Annotated in this window: 13 protein-coding genes; 4 read left to right on the forward strand and 9 right to left on the reverse strand. The window is 47.2% G+C overall.

Annotated features, from left to right (window positions below; translation table 11 throughout):
* Window positions 1-103 precede the first annotated feature (103 nt).
* Window positions 104-1,489, forward strand: coding sequence for a BaiN/RdsA family NAD(P)/FAD-dependent oxidoreductase (locus tag QEH59_RS05440; RefSeq protein ID WP_308984346.1), 1,386 nt, complete (start codon window positions 104-106; stop codon window positions 1,487-1,489).
* Window positions 1,490-1,895: 406 nt separating this feature from the next.
* On the opposite strand, the gene QEH59_RS05445 is transcribed toward QEH59_RS05440, so the two are convergent.
* The 6 genes from QEH59_RS05445 to QEH59_RS05470 form a co-directional block, all read right to left on the reverse strand.
* Window positions 1,896-4,253, reverse strand: coding sequence for an alpha-L-rhamnosidase (locus tag QEH59_RS05445; RefSeq protein ID WP_308984347.1), 2,358 nt, complete (start codon window positions 4,251-4,253; stop codon window positions 1,896-1,898).
* Window positions 4,250-4,894, reverse strand: coding sequence for a hypothetical protein (locus tag QEH59_RS05450; protein ID WP_308984348.1), 645 nt, complete (start codon window positions 4,892-4,894; stop codon window positions 4,250-4,252). The genes QEH59_RS05445 and QEH59_RS05450 overlap by 4 nt, the downstream gene beginning before the upstream one ends.
* Window positions 4,891-5,562 carry a hypothetical protein gene (locus QEH59_RS05455; RefSeq protein WP_308984349.1) on the reverse strand — a complete coding sequence of 224 codons (672 nt, stop codon included), beginning with the start codon at window positions 5,560-5,562 and terminating at the stop codon, window positions 4,891-4,893. The genes QEH59_RS05450 and QEH59_RS05455 overlap by 4 nt, the downstream gene beginning before the upstream one ends.
* Window positions 5,563-5,568: 6 nt before the next feature.
* Entirely contained in the window at window positions 5,569-9,180 is a 3,612-nt protein-coding gene (locus tag QEH59_RS05460) for a hypothetical protein (protein ID WP_308984350.1), read from the reverse strand.
* A 357-nt stretch (window positions 9,181-9,537) separates the two neighbouring features.
* Window positions 9,538-10,680 carry a glycosyltransferase WbsX family protein gene (locus QEH59_RS05465; protein ID WP_308984351.1) on the reverse strand — a complete coding sequence of 381 codons (1,143 nt, stop codon included), beginning with the start codon at window positions 10,678-10,680 and terminating at the stop codon, window positions 9,538-9,540.
* Between the two features lie 28 nt (window positions 10,681-10,708).
* Window positions 10,709-11,707 (reverse strand): hydroxyacid dehydrogenase, encoded by a 999-nt coding sequence (locus tag QEH59_RS05470; protein WP_308984352.1) that lies wholly within the window; start codon window positions 11,705-11,707, stop codon window positions 10,709-10,711.
* Window positions 11,708-11,920: 213 nt separating this feature from the next.
* On the opposite strand from QEH59_RS05470, the gene QEH59_RS05475 reads away from it, so the two are divergent.
* Complete coding sequence (locus QEH59_RS05475) at window positions 11,921-12,943, forward strand: LacI family DNA-binding transcriptional regulator (protein WP_308984353.1); 1,023 nt, start codon at window positions 11,921-11,923, stop codon at window positions 12,941-12,943.
* A 357-nt stretch (window positions 12,944-13,300) separates the two neighbouring features.
* Here QEH59_RS05475 and QEH59_RS05480 read toward each other — a convergent pair whose 3' ends face one another.
* From QEH59_RS05480 to QEH59_RS05490, 3 genes are all read right to left on the reverse strand, one after another.
* Window positions 13,301-14,038 (reverse strand): hypothetical protein, encoded by a 738-nt coding sequence (locus QEH59_RS05480; protein ID WP_308984354.1) that lies wholly within the window; start codon window positions 14,036-14,038, stop codon window positions 13,301-13,303.
* Window positions 14,039-14,099: 61 nt separating this feature from the next.
* Window positions 14,100-15,353: an alginate lyase family protein gene (locus tag QEH59_RS05485; RefSeq protein ID WP_308984355.1), complete on the reverse strand. Its 1,254-nt coding sequence runs from the start codon at window positions 15,351-15,353 to the stop codon at window positions 14,100-14,102.
* Window positions 15,354-15,486: 133 nt separating this feature from the next.
* Window positions 15,487-16,974, reverse strand: a complete 1,488-nt coding sequence (locus QEH59_RS05490) for an MFS transporter (protein WP_308984356.1) — start codon at window positions 16,972-16,974, stop codon at window positions 15,487-15,489.
* Between the two features lie 352 nt (window positions 16,975-17,326).
* On the opposite strand from QEH59_RS05490, the gene QEH59_RS05495 reads away from it, so the two are divergent.
* Both QEH59_RS05495 and QEH59_RS05500 read left to right on the forward strand, forming a co-directional pair.
* Window positions 17,327-18,748, forward strand: coding sequence for a sulfatase (locus tag QEH59_RS05495; protein ID WP_308984357.1), 1,422 nt, complete (start codon window positions 17,327-17,329; stop codon window positions 18,746-18,748).
* Window positions 18,735-19,478, forward strand: coding sequence for an NAD(P)-dependent oxidoreductase (locus tag QEH59_RS05500; protein ID WP_308984358.1), 744 nt, complete (start codon window positions 18,735-18,737; stop codon window positions 19,476-19,478). The genes QEH59_RS05495 and QEH59_RS05500 overlap by 14 nt, the downstream gene beginning before the upstream one ends.
* Window positions 19,479-19,534: the final 56 nt, after the last annotated feature.

Raw genomic sequence — 19,534 nt, forward strand, 5'->3', positions numbered from 1 at the left:
AAACACGAACAGTATCTATTGTTCATCCCCACACCTCACCGATAACTTTTTGATCATATCCGTCTTGCACCTGTCGCGGTCTATCGCCATCGGTATCACTACCGTGACAACGTACAAAACGACACCTTCAATTGCCGGCGATAGCCCACATCCTCGTATCATTGTGATTGGTGGAGGTGCTGCCGGCTATTTTGCCGCAATTACTGCAGCTGAAAGCAATCCCAACGCCACGGTCACCATCTACGAGGCCAGTAAACGCACACTCAGCAAAGTCAAAATATCCGGGGGCGGCCGCTGTAATGTCACCCACAACTGCTTCGATCCCAAAGAACTCGCCACCCGCTACCCGCGCGGATCCCGCGAGTTGCGCGGCGCCTTCCACCGCTGGCAGCCGCAAGACACCCTGCAATGGTTTGCCGAGCGTGGGGTCAGGATCAAGGCCGAAGCCGACGGCCGCATGTTCCCCACCACCGATGACTCTCAGACCATCATCGACTGCTTCCACCAAGCCGCCCAGAGCGCAGGCGTCAAACTTCGCAAAGAATGCGCCGTAAAAAACATCGGCCAGCAGTTATCAGCCATCAATAATCAGCCATCGTTCATCCTTCATCTCAGCGACGACAGCCAAGTCAGCGCCGACAAAGTGCTGATCGCCACCGGTTCCCTCAAAGCCTCCCCACTCACCCGCTCACTCGAAGCCCTCGGCCACAGCATCGCTCCCCTGGCCCCTTCACTCTTCGCCTTCAACCTAGCCGACAAGCGCACCCACGGCCTAGCCGGTCTAGCCGTGCAAAACGCCCGAGTCACCTACGCCCCAAACGTAGGGGCTTCACTGGTGAAGACCGCAGAGCCCAAGGGCAGCTCTCGCAAGTCCAAGCCCACACCTCAAACCGGCCCCATCCTCATCACCCATCGCGGCCTCAGCGGGCCCGCCATTTTACGTCTCTCCGCTTGGCAAGCCCGCACCTTGCAAGAAAAGAACTACCATTTCGAAATTGAAATCAACTGGCTCGGCGACATGACCGAAAACCAAGTCCGCGAACAATTCAAACGCCTACGCAAGGGCAAGACCCAGGTAAAAACAAAAATCTTCGAACAAATCCCACGCCGCTTCTGGGAGCGCATGGTCGAAGTCGTCGGCATCGCCGACGATCAAAAATGGGCCCAACTCTCCAAGGACAAGGAGAGCGCACTCATCAACGAACTCGTCAATGGGCGCTATAAGGTTCAGGGGAAGACCACCAATAAACTCAAAGTCAATCCTTCACTTGTAGCTAAAGGAATGAAGGAAACCGTTCCAGCAGAGTTTGTTACGGCAGGTGGCATATCTCGCAATGAGATAGATTTCCGCACAATGGAGAGTAAAATCGTGCCCAACCTCTATTTTGCAGGTGAATGCATTGACATCGACGGCATCACAGGTGGTTTTAATTTCCAAGCATGTTGGACTGGTGGACACATTGCAGGGCTGGCTATGGCAGCGGATTAACTTCAAGCAATTAGAATGGATTCAAAAATACTGTTTAAATACCGAGCGGTTAACAAGGTTTGCCTTATCTAGCCTGATTAATGAGTCAGTGTGGTTCTCATCACCTGTTGACCTCAATGACCCATTTGACTGTCAATTCCGCATTAAGGAAGAGATTCCAAACAAAGAGACATTCCTTAGATTAGTCGATAGAACTGCTAAAATGATTTCCCAAAAAATGGGACTGCCGCAGCTGCGGGAAGACTGCATTGTACGCTGATGACTGAACTTGCCAAAAAATCGACGATACGTGCTTTGCGAGGGCATTTGATTGAACCCAAATACCTCTCGAATAACAGCATCCTCTCGTAACCCATTGCAATGCACGTATCAACACAGATTTTCTAATGCATAATTCAGGTTCAACTCAATAGCAGGTATTCTTCTCTTTAGCTAACTGTATTGCATCGACGGGCACTGAAAATTCATAGCGGCCAGGCATTAGGGAATAAGCTGGATTCTGTCCATCCACGCTTGAGAGGACTTTTTCAATATCCTCGACCGAACCTTGCTTCACGACAATACTATCATGCGCAAGTACGGGCATGACGAGTGAAGCAGACACACCTTTCGGAATCATAACATTCAAGCTGAAACGCTTCGTGTTTAACTTCCACTGAATCTTAACTTTACCGAACTTCGTCTTCATTTCAGCAGAAGCCTGTTTCACCGTCCCCCCCGGCTTTGGTGTGAGTCGAACTCTTGGCTGATCGAAGGCATTGCGGACTTCCAAGCCAGCAAGATGCTGATACAACCACTCACCAATCGCACCGTAGGCATAGTGATTGAAAGAATTCATATCTACCGGACCAAATCCATCCGTTCGGGTCCAACTATTCCAGCGCTCCCACATGGTTGTTGCGCCATTAACAATGGGGTACAACCAACTAGGATAGGTTTCTTGCTCCAAAATTTGATAAGCAACTTCGCTACGACCAACCTTACTTAACACTGGATTCAATAATGGTGTGCCTAAAAAACCGGTAGAGAGGTGCCAGTCGCGCTCTTTGATTTTCTCGATCAATCGATCAGCAGACTTCTGCACTAAATTGGAGGGGACCAAATCAAAGGCGAGTGCATGAAGGTAACTGGCCTGCGTATCTCCTAGTATTAAACCTGCTCGGGTGATGTATCGGTCTTGGAATTGCTTCTGAAGCTTTTTCCGATGTACAACCAGCTCATGGTGTTTCTTTTTATGGCCAAGTAAATGAGCCATTTCCGACATTAAATGCACCACATGTGCGTGATAGGCATCCGCAATCAGATCCTTAGGGGTCGGCCCCCATTGAGGTCGTGCCGCATCGACTGCAAGCCAATCGCCATAAATCACTTCAGGCTCAATACGCCCCTCTCCCTGATTTCCCTTCAAAAAGTTCAGATATTGAAGCATCGCTTCCCAGTTTTCTTCGACAATACGCGTATCTCCATAACACTGCCAAACCGAATATGGAACGATGATACCCGCATCGCCCCATCCCGGATTACCATGCCATCCCAAAACATCGGGAGCCAAATCAGGAAAGGCACCATCCGCTCGCTGACCATCACGCATGGCATCCATCCATTGTCTGTAAAAATCATTACAGTCGTAGTTAAAGCAGGCCGTCTTGACAAATACTTGGGCATCTCCCGACCATCCAAGGCGCTCGTCACGCTGAGGGCAGTCGGTTGGAACCTCCAGAAAATTGCCCCGTTGCCCCCAGACAATGCAACTCTGCAATTGATCAATCAAAGGGTGAGAAGTTTTGAAGCGACCGATTGGCTCTAAGTCATTATGTAAAACCTGAGCATTCATGTGGCTCAGATCCGGGGGCAGACTCAAACCTTCTATCTCAACATAACGAAAACCATGAAAGGTCCATCTAGGCGCCAGCGTCTCCCCCTCGACACCTTTACAATAGTAGACATCCGTTGACCGAGCAGAGCGCAGGTTTTCGGTATATAATTCCCCACTACTTTCTAGCATTTCGCCAAAACGTAGCCTAACTTTTGTCCCAGAGGATTCATTGAGCCTCAACTTGACCACACCAACCAAGTTCTGTCCAAAATCAACGATGTACCTCCTCTCTGAACGTTTCCAAATTCGCTGTGGAGCTAATTCTTCAATCACTCGTACCGGCGGCGCTTTGCGTCGTGAGAAAGTAACATCCGGACACACAACGGCGCACCCTGGCCTCCAACGCCGTTTGTCACAATCTGGCGTCAACCAATCAACGAGTTCTTTTCGCGCATCATAAGTCTCGCCATGATACAGAGCCTGTGAACTCACTGGACCTTTCGCCCAGAGCCAATCTGGGCTGGACCGAATGATCTCCGAGGTGCTATCAGTGTATACAATCTCCAGGATAACTGATACCGAAATCGTATCTACCAAACATTGAGTCGTCGGCCATGGGCCATAATGCACACCCGCCCAACCGTTCGCGACGACAAATCCGAGTGTATTATCACCAGGTTTGAGCTGTTCAGTCACAGACTCCTCGATCCAGTAAAGTCGCTTCCGATAATCACTCCAACCAGGTAGAAATCGATCATCATTGAGACGACAACCATTCAGCCAAGGCTCTAATAGTCCAAAGGCTGCATATCGGAGCGTTGCTGAACGAATTGCTTTCTCACATCTGAATTTATGGCGTAGATAGCGCGCAGGAGGTGCGTCCCCTCCAGATTCAAAAGGCGATTGTATGAACGCTTCCCGTAATTCTAAAATGCCTTCTATCTTCATAAATTCGTGAGAGATTCAGGATCAGAGGGACTCAAACATTCAGCAATCACCTGAGCATAGATACGAATGAGAAAATAGTTCGAGTAATTAGAAACGGTATTTTGCAAACGTTCCGGAGACCGTGGAGTTCCTGTGACAAAATCGGTTGTTCGATCACCGGCATATTCATAGCTGATGAACACCTGATGCTGATGAAACCAAGCACCTTCTGGTGATAAAGCGAATCGGTTCAATCCGGAAAACCAGAATATACGTATCGACTGCCCTGATTGTGATTTTGGATGAAATTGCTCGTACGGAACCACTGGAATGGAAGTTTCCGGTATCAGTTCAATTTGATTGCCGACTAATTTGAAATCGACGCCTTCCTGATACGCTTGATTGAGCATACCATTCTGAACCGAAAGCACTTTCTCTGGAGTGAATAGCAAACTGGCACGCACGGGACCTCCATCATCAAGGCTCAGGAAAAAGACCGATTCATTCGTCATGATGCCGGATTTCCAGACAGACCGTATATAAGCTTCGAAATCATAGGGTGCTGCGACTTCAGTTTGCAGTCTAAGACGAACATCTATTGGCTCGCCCAATAAACCACTGACATAGAGTGTCGCATAGGCTGTAAACAAACGCCAACTCATCGAAACTCAACCCCTCGAACCGTAAGTCTTCCATTCCGTGGCGAATTATAGACGATCACAAAGGCACGTTTCTGGCCCAATGCTGTCCATTCAGTAGAATAAAAAACCTCCCACTCTTCTTCAGCCATAAAAGCTAAACGAATCGGGATACGACGAGACTCGAGATTGTCCCCAGGAACCATCTCGAATGAGCGTGGAGGGATACTAATTCGCTCAGCTTCCAAGACACCAATCACTTGATTGCTCGTCGCATTGATAAAACAAAAAGTGCCGCGTGGCATCGTTTCGTTAGAACTGTTGATCGGCATGCACGCGAGATTTCCGTTTTCAGAAGCGCAAATTAAGGTAAATTCTGATTCGAGAGAAATAAGGGGGATCCGAGCAACGGCTTGCCTCTCAAGGTCACCAGCTTCCAAATTAGGCTCTCCTCGAAAAATAAGCATTGGACTTGTCCCCTGATAGCGAACCGTCTGTGAAACAATGTCATAATTCACGGGTAAAGTCTCCACTCTTCCCTGATTCAAATAAGTGAATGTTTCTGATGAGCGATTCAGAAAAAGAGTCTGAAAGGAGACATCATAAACGGGAACATCGTTCTGCCCATGTACCATGATAGGCCACAGAAAAACAAAGATGAGTATCGAGCGAATTTCGGAATCTTTCATCATAACCATTTATATTTCTTCTGGACTCAGGTAGCGGACAGAGCGGAGGATAAACTTTCGGCCAAACTGGGCATTCGCACCATTTGGATTGTCCCACGCAGCGTTTGTATTCGAATTCACATAATCTGGGACACGTTGAACAATCGCCTCAACCCAAGCTTTAGCCACGGGAGCATTTGGATCAGCAAGCGGATCACGTACTTCTCCATAACTACGAATCCGAAAAGTATCCGAGCGAGTCGCCAAACGTTGGCCAATCACGCTGAGAACGTCTCCCGGTAATAGTAATTGAGACGCTCCTTGCGCGATTTTTCCAGCGATGGCGGCACGGGCATTGGAATTCGGCAAGAAGGAAAGATCTGTAGCCGACACAGTGGCGGTAAACGCACTATTGATTCCAGCATTCTCAATGGCCTGCTCGAGAATGCCACCTTGCGCACTCCCAACTTCACGATTGATAAAGTCACTAAGCGTGATTAATGGTCCACGTTGCTGAATGAGATCGACAATTTCAGTTACTAAATCATTTACTTCAGTTGAATTCAACCGACGAAAGCCCCCCCATTCATCAGTCAAATTTGCGTTGCCTAATGGCAGTGAATAGCGGCTAAAATGGGCGCCAGCGCCAGTATCATCCAACAAGTTCCCCGAAGCTTGGCGCGTTTCTAACCTTTGACCAAGTGTACTTCCTAGCAAACTCTTCCAGGCCTCCACCGAAACGGAGTTAATATTGAACTGTCCTTCTTGAGCCAGAAAAGCCGCAGATCGATCAGGAGCCTCAACACGTAGCGCAGATTTATCAATAAGTGCACTGAAAGCATCTCCAGAATCAGAGGTGATTGGCCGTAGATTCGGATTCAACAATGGTGCCGATCCGGAAATAAAATCATTCAACACTACGGTGATATCACGAGCCGCCACATGATCCGTAAATAATTCAGTTTCTGCAGGTGCAATCGTGGAAAAGAACGCAGAATCCCAAAGAGAACGATTCAAAAGGTAACTTCGATCTGACCAACTACGCACGAATCCCTCACTATTCACTGTTCCAGCCAATACATTGGGACTCAAGTGAGGTGAACGAAAGGAATTCCCCATAGCCAACAATGAATCCACAGCATGAATGGATGTATCCACATTTTGCAATTGGCCGAGAGAAGTCAGCGGGGCTTGAGGAATATCAAGAAAAGTGATATGCGTGGCTCCACCCAACCAATGGCTCGCACCATAATACCCTTGGTTATCTGAGTTAAATTGAACATCTGATTCAAAGGCGCTATTAATTCGACGGTAGTGAAGCGTATAGCTGGGACCGCTCCTAAAATCATCGCGCACAAGAGAATTCCCTCTGGACTCATGTACGTAAGCTGTCGGGGAAAACTGGGCCAGTGGCACTGGTTTATCTGCCTGATCTTCAGCTTTCAAACGTGATTCAATCGAAAGTAAGTATTGTCGATTCGAACTAGTAGGCGATGGGAGGTCGGGAACCAGAGCCGTTCCAGAACTCGGAAAAGTGACTCGTGCGACACCGGTACTGGTTCCGTCGTTTTGCTCAAAAGGGATGTTACGAGTCAAGTTATACAGATATGCAGTATTATAAAAATAGTCAGCACCTGTGTCTTTCACATTGTGCCGGTCTGCATAGCGCCCCGGTTGAAAAAGATATGTGCTGACACGAAAATGGGCCCATCCAGACGGAGCGACACCACCGGATCCGCTATAATCCTCAGACGAAAGATCCACAGTAAATCGCGATTGCCCATTCGCAAGAATTAGAGAATCCACACTCGCCCCCCCAGTGCTGGTATCTGTCTCCAAATGCATTTCGTCTAACAAGTAGCCGCCTTGGTCATTGTAGCCCTCTTGAAGATCAATATTCTGTTGAAGCGCGACTGGACTTGTACTTCCGGAAGAGAATATTTTCACCTCACCTGGCTGTAAAGTAATGCCACTGCTACTCCCGATCGAAAAAACCATCGAATCCAGCCAATTATCAAAATTGCCATAACCACCTCCGTAATAATGAGTTAAGAGTCTACGAAAAGGAACGAAACCATCTTCCCCAGACCAGCTGTAATCACGATTCACAGTAGAACCGTCTGTTGCTTCATGTTGTACATTCCATCGAAAGCCGATCGGTAAATGACTGGCTCGGATCGTAAACGCATCAAACTTCAATTGTACGTTGTAAGGATTCCAAAGCTTGACTATCGGGTCAAAAATTAAGCGTAACTGACGGTCTGCATCGACAGTTTTTCCACCAACCACAATTGATTCACTGGCTTGAATCGAATCCATCGAAATGAGGAATTTCATCTCAGCGACCACAGGGGCGAGTTTCATCTTTTCAGGAAAAATCGCATCTCGTACCTTTTTCGGAAAGGTGACATCAGCACCTTCTATAGTTTCGTTCCCGGTAAGCCCTGTGCTCATCGGATCTCCACGTCCTTCACTGAAAATATATGCAATCCCAAGATCCGGATCTTCCGCAGGTAAAGGAGTCACCAGATCCGCAGTAATCAGAGGATCGCTCGTCACATTCGTCATTCGTTTATAGAGGCGATAATAATCGCGAAACAAAGCCCACTTTGGACCCAAGACACTGCTGTAGCGATAGATATGGCCCAAGTAACTATTGTTCATCAGCTGTGTATTCTGGAAAGTCACGTCCGGCATCTCAAACGCCAGTGATAAGTCGGTCTTCAGCCCTCCATTTAAGCTATTCGTTTGAAGGCCTTGGCTGAGAGTAGTGATTTCATGCCAACGGTTCTTTCGCAGCGTCTCATAGGCATTATTCATCAAACCCAATCCATTTAAGTTTTCAATACGCTCAAGGTCATTACGGTAGCTCGTCTTTGACAGGGCGTAATCACTCCAAGTAGCTCCCCCGTCTTCTATAGACAAAAGCTGGCCACCAGCAACCAAAGATTGCCTAGCGATGACACGTTTGGCAGCACGCTCTCCATAAACTGAACTGCTGGGTTCGGATAGAATCTTCGCTCCCGTCGTCAGGGCAATATGCCCCTTCACGCCTTCATCACCGACCCAGAATGCATATCCTCCGGCAGGTTGATCTGCAGTGTTCACTAAATCGACGATTGGAGCGGCAATATAATCCGCTTCATCCCCGACTGTTCCACTGGCTACAAGTAAGGCCGCGCGCTCTCCATCCACTGTCGCACCATTGGCAGTCACCGTTATATTACTCGATGGGGAGTAATTCACTGCCGCAGCAACATTCGAACCGATTTGACCACTCGATACATCAAAATTCTGACGGACATTCTCATTACCACTCACCAACCAATTGAGCAAAACCGGTGAACTCGTCGCATCGGTGGACAAATTGGAATTACCCCAGACCGCCACCCAATGACGCGAGCCATCCACTGGACTGACAAGCCCATTGGCAGTATTGGCTCCGGAGTTATGATACAGTTCAGCAGTTCCAGTTGCCCGTTGGTCCGAACCAGCCAGCTCCTGTAACTCCCCCAATGCCACAGAAAGACCAACCATCGCATTGAGACGGGCCAGGGCAATCGTCTCGTTTTTCTGTGCCGCCTGCGTTTCCACCCGAATCAGCGACGAGAGTGTGACCAACAACAACAACAGGAATGCCATCAGCAATAGAGCCAAAATCAATGCAAAGCCTGAATTTTGTGCGGTATTCTTCGAAGAAGTAACACCAGATCTCGTGCTGACAAAAGAGGATAGATGACAGGCCTTCGATGTCGATTGTCTAGTTGGAGACTCACTTCGGAGAAATCCGGAAGAATAAAACAATGAAAACATGGAATTAATGAAAGTCGGGATATGAACGCAAATCAGAGTTTCAGTTCAACACGGCTGCTCGAAAGTTGGAATCAATCCATATCAGTGTTTGAAGAGAAAAGACAATATTAGGATTGTCGCAAAGATTTGCGAAAGAGAAGCAAGTATTCATTCATATTGTTGAAAGCACACCGAGTATTTGACTCATTACTTCGTATCAAAAACAGATCGAATTGCTTCAAGATACGCTATGCCATTTAATTGATCAGGTTCTAAATAGCTGCCCTCCGTCCATTCATTCCAGGCATTAATCGTGACAAAAGGATGCGGTAGCTCGCGATGCTGTAGTCGATCTTTAATTTGGCTCAAAGCCTTTGCAAAGCGCTTTGGGGTATTCTCCCCCAGTATGTACATGAATGGATATCCTAAATTTTCATATCGGTCCGACTGAATTGTACGTGCAGAGGCATCCCAGCCCATCGTAGCATTCGGATAGTACGGTAAGGGACATTTCTTTTCCACTTGATCCCAATAATCAAGATATGCCTTTAAAACGACCTCGTAATCCACCTGCGGAAACTCACTCCCCTCGTAGTGATGAATCCACACATACGAAGTCACCGTATCGAAGCCCAAGAACTCCACCGCAGCGGCTGTATCCAATAGTGCATTCTCTCCGGGCAAAATCGCACAAGTGTACACAACTGCATTCAGATGCAGATCAGGGAAACCAGTGGCCTGAACCTTTTCACGAAACCGAGCGAGGAAATGGCGTGTTGACTCTCTCCCCCCCAAACCAACAATCAGTCGATCCAAGGCATAAATCGAAAAATAAGGGCATCCATCGATCAGCCAGTAGGATGGGTGCTTGAAATAATTCTCGATGCAATAATCCATTACGACTTCAAACGTTTCCTCTGTGACAGCGCCAGGATACAATAAAGGTGCCGCTTCCAACGGAGAATGCGTGTAACGAACCGGATGAATATTGAGCCAGTCATGATTCGCCCACATCAACGCAAACTTCAATCGATGGTTATTCTTCGCCCTAAGAAAGCCTTGCTCGAGCGCCCGTTCCAAATAAGGCCCATCATTATACCAATACCAATCGAAGATAAAGCTGTCGACACCGTGATCTGCAGCGAGGTCAATTTTTCCAGCCATCACCTCGGGATCGGATTCATCGAGAAATCCATCACGTGGCAGTTTGGGCTGTTGGTGCCCTGGAAAGCGAGGCGTCGCGCGTTTCACAAGCTCCCATTCAGTCCATTTCGCGCCGTGAACGCGCTCATTCCTGGGATCAACATGATAGTTAGGAAAATAATAAACAGCTACTTCAGGTCTTTGCATAAAAAATAATAATCAATCGTTCTCGAGTCTAAGCCATCCGGAGAGATTCCGCTTCAGTAATGGGAGTGAGAGCGGGTTCGCTGGCTAGGTAGCGCCGCAATTCTTCAAATACCATATCCCCCAATCGGTGACACTCCCGTCCCCCGGAACCAGCGATATGTGGAGTGAGAAGCACGTTCGGCATCTTCAGTAAAGGGGACTCCTCATACCGGTTCTCATCGACAATTACATCAATCATTGCCGAAAGGTCTTTGCGTTCCGTCAGAACTTCAATCAGCGCAAATTCGTCTACAATGGCCCCCCGAGCAGTATTGATAAAAGTCGCTCCCTCCGGCATCGACATGAGTAACTTCCGTGTGATCAAGGCTTCGGTTTCCGGCAAACTCGGAGCATGTAGCGAAACTACATCGCAGGAGCCAAAGAGCGTCTCCAAGTCAGCCACTCTCTCTACAGATAATTCGGCAAACAGCTCACTCGGTGCATAAGGGTCATAAGCAATAAGATCCAAATCATAATGAGACAGTATTTGACAAACCCTACGACCGATTGCCCCCAATGAAATGATTCCAACTCTAGAGCCTTTGTAAACTCCCGAGAGTTTGGTGGGCATAGTTCCCTCTCCTTTTAATCCATAATTAAAAGCAAGTACTCGCTTCAATGAAAACACAATACCCGCAACAGTGAACTCAGCAACTGGTATGGCATTCGCCTGATAAGCACTCGTGATGAGAATCTCTCGTTTCCAAAAAGCGTCACTTGTCACATAACGCACTGTACCCGCTCCAAAGAAATAAGCTTTCAGTTGGGGCAGAGCCCCCAAAAGTGCTTCATCCATCCTTGGCGCCCCCCACCCAGAAAAAATGATCTGCACATTTGAGTACTTCTCCGGTTTTGCTAGAATTTCCTGTGCATTGTGCACACGACCATCGCAATCGGTAAGAAGCTGAATCTCTTGAATCACTTCTTTGCTGTAAATCAAAGGCTGCGCATCTTGACCAAGTAGGAATATGGCTGTGGGCTTTTGCATGTTGGTGTAGTCGGCTTATTGGCGGAGTGCTCATACGAATTATGTGCACGGTCAGAAAACTCTGCCTAATTCAGATCAGATGCAGTGGAGCTGTTAGCGGAACACATTGAATTCTGGCAGCGATTCATCCTAATGAGCATTCCATCTTGACCTAAGCGCTCAAGCAGCCATTCATTCATATCGTTGGATAAATCTTCACAAAAGCACCTAACCATGCGAGATGTTGCCGCCAAAGCTGGTGTCGACCCATCAACAGTATCCCTCGCACTGAGAAACAGTCCCCGTCTACCGGAGAAAACGCGATTGCAGATTCAAAAGATTGCCGCTGAACTCGGCTACAAAGCGAATCCATATGTATCCGCCCTAATGCAACATCGAAGTCGAGGTCGTAACCCAGACGCCGCTCCCACACTCGCGTATCTCACCAGTCATCCCACCCGAGCCGTCTGGAAATCGGTCCCTTACCTAAAACGCTTTTATCTTGGGTGTGAGGCTGAGGCCTCTCGCCTCGGATGGAAGCTAGAAGAATTTTGGACCGGCGATGTCGAATGGAAAGCAGAGCGCTTGGGTAAAATCATGGCCTATCGGAGCATCAACGCGGTATTGGTCGCTCCGGTTGGTTGTGGAGAGCCGCTTCAGGAATTCCCATGGATGCATTTCCACTCGGTTGCCATCGGGAGTTCACTGAAGGGTTTCGGACTACACTACGTTCGCCCAAACTATTTTATTAATGCACAAATCTGCGTCCAAGCATGTTTGGAACGCGGCTATCGGCGAATTGGATTTGCCGTATCTGCCGCGCATAATCATCGACTGGCGCAGCGTCACCTCGGAGGATGTCTCGTTTTCCAGCAACTGGACCTCAGTTTAAAGATTCTGCTGCCCCCGCATTTCGATGAGAATGATTCACTGGATCAACTCATTCCTTGGATACGCAAGGAAAACGTGGAGGTTATCCTTACGATTTATGGCCAAGATCAAGCCGTTGATAGCTTGAGAGCTGCTGGCTTACGCGTGCCTGAAGATGTCGCAGTGGTCAGTTTGGCAGTCTCACCAGACGAAAGCATGTCAGGCGTGGACGAAAAACTGGAAGTCATTGGAAATAAATCGGTTCAGATGTTGGTAGGAATGCTGCCGAACGGACAACCGGGCGAGCAAACAGATCCGACTGAAGTCCTCGTCAAAGGAAATTGGAAAGACGGTTCAACGCTGCCCAAGAAAAAGCCTTCTCATTGACTCTGAGTAAAGTCACTGTGATTAAAACGCCGAAGAGACTGATGGGACAGTATGTTGATGATGACGACGACAGACTCCAACCCCAGCTCGTCGCATGTTTCCATACACTCATCAAAGTTCATCTCATCAATTAGGTGCCATCACTGTTGGCAGCCGAGCCCCAGTTTCCAAGTGTTCAAGCGGCAATCGCAAAAATCGGTCGGAGTCCAACTTCCATCGCGCCTCTCTGGGTGTAAGTTAAGAATCCATCGTCGGTTCATCAGCTTAATTCGATTCACTTTCCTTAATCTCCTGAGGAGTTTACAAAAAAGCGAGGGCATGTAAATCACCCTCGCTACGTAAATGATTCCTCAGTAACTAACGCTGACGGCTTCGCCGCGATCCCAAAAAGAGTGCGGCTCCGATGCCCATGAGTAAGGCCGCCGAATTACTTTCAGGAATGTTCGACGCAGAGAGATTGTCGAAACCATACTCACTTGCGCCAGTCCCTACACCATTATAATAGAGCCCCGCAAGTCCCCCTGAAAATGCAGTATTATTGTTACCGGTAACCACAAAATCGTCTAATCCTGTCGCCGAGAGTGTGACTGTATAATCCCCAGTCTCATCTACGCTCAGAAGCATGTTCACTGTACCATTTAAAATGTAATTAGCATCCACGACTTGATTGTAGTGAGAGAGCGAACCAGCAGTATAGGAAAGGACTTGAACCGCACCATCCGAAGAACGGTATCGGACCAAACTGTAATTATCGATATCTTGAAAATTATAGGCTAAACCTACACGTGCAGAGCTCGCTGTCGCACTCGCCAAAATATCCACTTCGACCGTAAAGCCCACACCAGTCTGCAATAAGAAATCCCCTGAATTGATCGCAGCAACGCCAACATTTACTGTGTCATTGGTAATCGCTGTTTGACTGGAAATCGAAAAGATACTTGAGCCCGTAGATTCATCATCATAATAAGTGTAATCCGAACCCAAGCCAGATGAGTCAGGCCGGTTAAAATCGTCCGAAAACGAGTTCTGAGCCTGTGCCAGGTTGAGAGCGGAGACGAACATGCCCCCAATTAATAGTGCGGATCGGGATTTCATTTTCATAGGTAAGTACTTTCGTTAATTATATGATTATTTGGGTGTATAGTTTGTGACAAAGTTACTCGATGTTTTCAGAGTGTTCCTCGGGTGTGAAAGTCAAAGGTCGTTGGTGTAATAGGGCTAAACCAAAGCCCATAAACTCCTCGTCGGAATAATATCCAGGAAATGCCTCAAGGACCGCTGAAATGGGGAGAGATTCAGGATAATGCGCACGAGCCAAATGATAATAACAAACGGTCGCTTCCTTTACCGGAGTAAGTAAATGGTCATTCGCATAATACTCCCCTTGAGCCGCAGGATTCTCATCCAACAAGATGGGAGCCATAAAATTGAAAGCTAAGTCGAGCGATTCACCATTGTGCCCAACATGCTGCCAACCATCGATTTTATTGATTCGTGCCAACTCTGACAACAAAAGTAAGGTTCGCATTTGTATCATAGAATACATTAAACCACTTCCTTTGCCGTTACGGAGGCTAATAATCCGGTAGCGATCATAAATTTCACCGTCCTGAACCTCGGGCGAGCTATCCTTATACCAAAGCTGTTCACTCCCTTCTGCCTCAGTCAAAATGACCCCTTCAATTAAACATTCAAACCTCCGCGGATTATTGGAATTTCGATAAACAAAATCCAGCAATCCCACATCCTCAAGTGCAGCCCCACTCGCAGCCAAGCCCAACATATGGGTTGTCATGTGATTGTTGAATGCCTGATGGTCATAAAAGTCATTATTGACCCACAAGTTAAAACAAAACTGCACATTCGACACCAAATAGAGTAACCAATCACGGAACTCCACACGCTCAGTCTCATTCAGATAAGGGTAAAGTAAGGCATAAGCGTTGGAAAATGCCGCAGCTGGAATCGCAAAATTGATGCCTCGGTTCACCCCCATATTGGAATCGTCGGTTCTCGGCGGGTAATGTGAGATAGAAATTGTCGATCCAGGTAGCGGATCGACCTCAGCCCAAATCATTAGGCGCTGCTTCGCCACAGCCAAGGCTGTTTCATCGCCAGTTAATTCATAATATAATGCCAAATCTGAAACCGCTGTCGCATCGCCAATTGCCGCATATCGAAACGCAACTAAGTCACTACCATGATAAGGCTGAGAGGACTCATCGATCGCAACATTCACCTTCCTGACAAACGCCTCCCACATCGCTTCAGAATCGGAGCCTCCCCGCTTCAACCATGCCATAGTTTCACCCATATCCTCACCGGATACAAAGACTTCAGGCCGAGGAACCCATGTCAACTCCTCTCGCAGAGGCAGTTCACCATAAGTCACCTGTGCAGAAAGGATCATACAGAATATACCAAATAAGCGGGGCAACTTTAACATACTGTCCTTAAGCATTTTGAAATGATCTCTGAACTCAACAAATATTGCATTCACATCGTTGTATGATTAGAAGGCTATGTTATATACAGGTAAACTGCTAGGCAGATTCCATAGCCTTCCTCTTCTTAAGTTCATGCTGGATTTCATAAATCACCTGACGGTTCAGGCGATAGTTTCGAAAGACCCAAAAAGCACCGACCAAACAAATCGGAGGAAAGACTGCGATAAATAGACGCATGCGAAGAATGGTCTGTTCAGACATTAACTCAGCGCCTGCTTCATAGCCAATCAGCCAAAGTACTAAGCCCAAGAGCAGCGCGATTCCCGAAAAGGCCATCTTAACGACAAAACCAAAGAACGCCGCAAACATTCCCTCCTGACGATATCCATTCAGGAGTTCATCCTCATCACAAATATCAGCGATAAAAGCTCCGTTCAACAGCCAGCAAGCACTCATTCCGAAGCTAACCATAGCCGCCATCAATAGTTGAAGCTGTGGCAGCGCCGGATTCAATAAAAACCAAGAACTGGATATGGATACGACTGCTAACAATAAGCCAAACATCAGTACACGTTTCTTATCAAAACGCTTCACTAAGACGGGAATCAGAAACGATGAGACCATTCCGGTAATCCCAGTGACTGTTCCATACAAGCCAGTCCAAGTCGCCGCCGTTGATCGATCACCGTCGAAAACATAAAAGATGTTTGCATAAGTCACTAGAACTCCAATGAAATACATACCAGTGATTACAAGAAAGATCATGCAGCAGAGTGTTCGAAACGACCGATTCTTCACCGCCAAAACACCCGAATTGAAAAAACTGACTTTGGGGACACTTGTCAGCGTCAATTTCTCCTTGGTGAAGAGCACAGCAGGCAACGCCGTCAATACAATCATCAAAGCAATTCCCCAGGCCACGTAACGAGCCCCAATCACTTCCAATTTAACATCGTCGGCTAGAATCATCTCGCTAACTGGCGCTAGTAATGATCCATACCATACCGTCTTCTCTGAAAGGATGACTGCCTGAATGTGCTCACCAGCCAAGATGCACAACTTATAAAGCCATGGGATCGTAAACGACGCAAACGATGAAGCGAGGAGTCGATATTTCTGCAAATCAGCCCGATCATCATAATCTTCTGCTAGTTCAAGCCCCAAGGCATTGTAAGGTACCGAATACACCGTATACATTAGGTAAAAGAAGATGCAGCTGACCAGAGCATAGCTAAAGAGCTGCCAATCCCCCCAATAAGGGGACGCCATATAGGAAACACCAAACCCCAAAGCCATGAGTATACTGCCAAGAAAGATTAATGGCCGCCGACGACCAAATCGACTTCGGCTGTTATCGGATATATTTCCCATCAGCGGGTCTGAAATCATATCCACGAATCGCGGTATGGACACCGCCCAACCAATCAAGACAGAGCTCAATCCTAGACCAATATTAAAAATAGGGACAAAAATATTATTCAATCCATTGGCAGCCAATTGATCACTAAATCCACCACAGCCCCAGGCAGCTTTTTCTCGAACTGAGAGCTTCTTGGATGTGGAGTCGTTGGATGTTGTCGGCATAGCGTAAATCAGAACACAGTCCCCGTAGATTCAACCTTAGCAAGTCCATGCGATAGACAAATAAAAGTATGGGAGCCACAAATTAAAGTAATGACATAATGGATCTCGATAGAAATCATTCGCTCAAAAAAGACAAGGAGCCAACAATTCATATTGTTGCATAACAGGCACCGGCTCACTGTAAATCTAAAGCTCAATTATCCTCAGCCTTAAAGGCTTTAAATAAACAGCAGCCTATAGGGATTTCAAAACGATAGAGAGCAAACTGGTGGCTAGCTAAGTAATAAAAGTTTATAATTATAATCAGAGAAAATTTGCCAAGACATATCCATCGCAGCTGATATCACAAGATATGGCACAACCTAATATAATTTTCCTGTTAATCGACGATCTCGGCTGTCGCGATCTTGGTTGTTTTGGCTCATCTTTTTATGAAACTCCCAATCTAGACCGAATGGCCAGCGAGGGGATACGCTTTGAGAATGCCTACGCATCCGCGCCGGTATGTTCCCCGACTCGTGCCTCGATTCTAAGTGGCCAGTATCCGGCTCGCGTGGGTGTGACGCATTATATAGGAGGGCAAGATACCGGTAGACTAGCTTCAGTCCCCTACTTGCATTATCTGCCGTTAGAGCAAAAATCCATTGCTACTGCACTGAAAGCTGGTGGCTATCAAACTTGGCACCTCGGAAAGTGGCATCTGGGCGACGAAGATTTTTATCCTGAACAACACGGTTTCGATTGTAACATCGGAGGCTGCCATGCCGGACATCCTAACAATGGATATTTCGCCCCATGGAAACTCCCAACATTAGAGGAGGCCCCAACAGGAACTTATCTCACCGATCATTTGACTGACCAGGCAATCAATTTGATTCACAATCGAGGTGACAAACCCTTTTTTCTGAATTTTTGGCACTATGCAGTCCACACACCGATACAAGCTCCGGAACATCTGATAAAAAAATATCAAGCCAAAGCAAAACGTTTACAGTTAGATCAGGTCAATCCCATCATTGAGGGAGAGCCTTTCCCTTGCTTACATAAATCAGATCAACACATCACACGGCGAGTTCTGCAATCAGACCCTGCTTATGCGGCCATGATTGAAAACCTGGATACAAATATTGGTCGTCTGTTGGATGCACTCGAACAGGAAGGACTCACCGAAGATACTCTGATAGTCATGACCTCCGATAATGGTGGTCTTTCAACCGCCGAAGGTGCTCCGACTTGTAATGCACCGATGAGCGAAGGCAAAGGTTGGGCCTATGAAGGCGGCGTTCGAGTCTGCCAACTAGCCCGCTGGCCGGGTAGAATCCCTGCAGGCTCATTGAATCATGAAAACGTAACTAGTACCGATTTATATCCAACCTTTCTTGAGGCTGCACAATTGCCTTTAATACCAGAGCAACACGTCGATGGCATAAGTCTACTGGACGCAATGACCATGAATAAAGCGATACCGGAACGGCCGATATTCTGGCACTTTCCTCATTATGGCAATCAGGGGGACTCACCTTCAGCATCCGTATTAGAAGGCGAATGGAAGTTAATTCAGCATTTTGAAAACTCTGAACTGGAGCTTTACAACCTAGAGGACGATGTAAGTGAAGCAAAAAATATTGCGGATCAGAAACCGGAGATAGTGAACCGGCTCTATCATAAACTACGGACTTGGCAATCTGAGGTAGAGGCCAAGATACCAGAAGCGAATTCAGAATGGGCACAACGACTCAAATATCCTAAAATTGAAAACAATGCGCACATTTAAGCTAGATGCTACTAGAATCACTACTTGGTGGGATAATTGGGGACACTCTATTTCACGCTATGTGGCTGAATGCGCGATGTCACTTAGCCTAGCAACGCTACGCAATATTGGGACACATCAGCATGCAATGCGTGAAAATAAACCTTGGCGTTTTGAGCACATGCCAGAGGTTAGTTTATTTGGGCGTAAAGTAGGCTTACATGGGTTTGGCGCAATCAGTCGTGAATTTCTAAAGTTACTCCAACCCTATGGTGCCAAGTGTCGGGCATGGGACCCATTTGTCAGTCATTCAGAAATGTCCGAGCTCGGAGTACAGGCGGCGGCCTCCCTCGAAGACTTGTATGCAAATTGCGATGTACTTGTTGTATTCTGTGCCCTTACCCATCAAACGCGTAAAATTATTAACGCTGACCTACTCAATCGCTTACCCGACCAAGCAACATTTATAAATGTTGCGCGTGGCGAACTGGTTGACGAGTCCGCTCTAATCAAACGACTGAAAAGTGGCAAACTGAGAGCGGGACTCGATGTATTTACAAAAGAACCACTCCCTGGCGACTCAGATTTGCGCAAACTTCCAAATGTGGTGCTCACGCCACACTTGGGCGGTTTCACTACCGAAAGTCGAGCACACGCACTTGCACACAGCATAGAAAATATCCGTCGCTATGCAGCTAATGAACCCCTGCTATCCGAAATTAGCCTAGAACTCTATGATCGGATGACTTAATTAAGTTTATACAATGATGTCCCATCAAAAACTAGACACTGCTGGAGTGCGTTCAC

This window comes from Thalassobacterium sedimentorum, from assembly GCF_031127905.1.
GTDB classification, from domain to species: Bacteria; Verrucomicrobiota; Verrucomicrobiia; order Opitutales; family Coraliomargaritaceae; genus Thalassobacterium; species Thalassobacterium sedimentorum.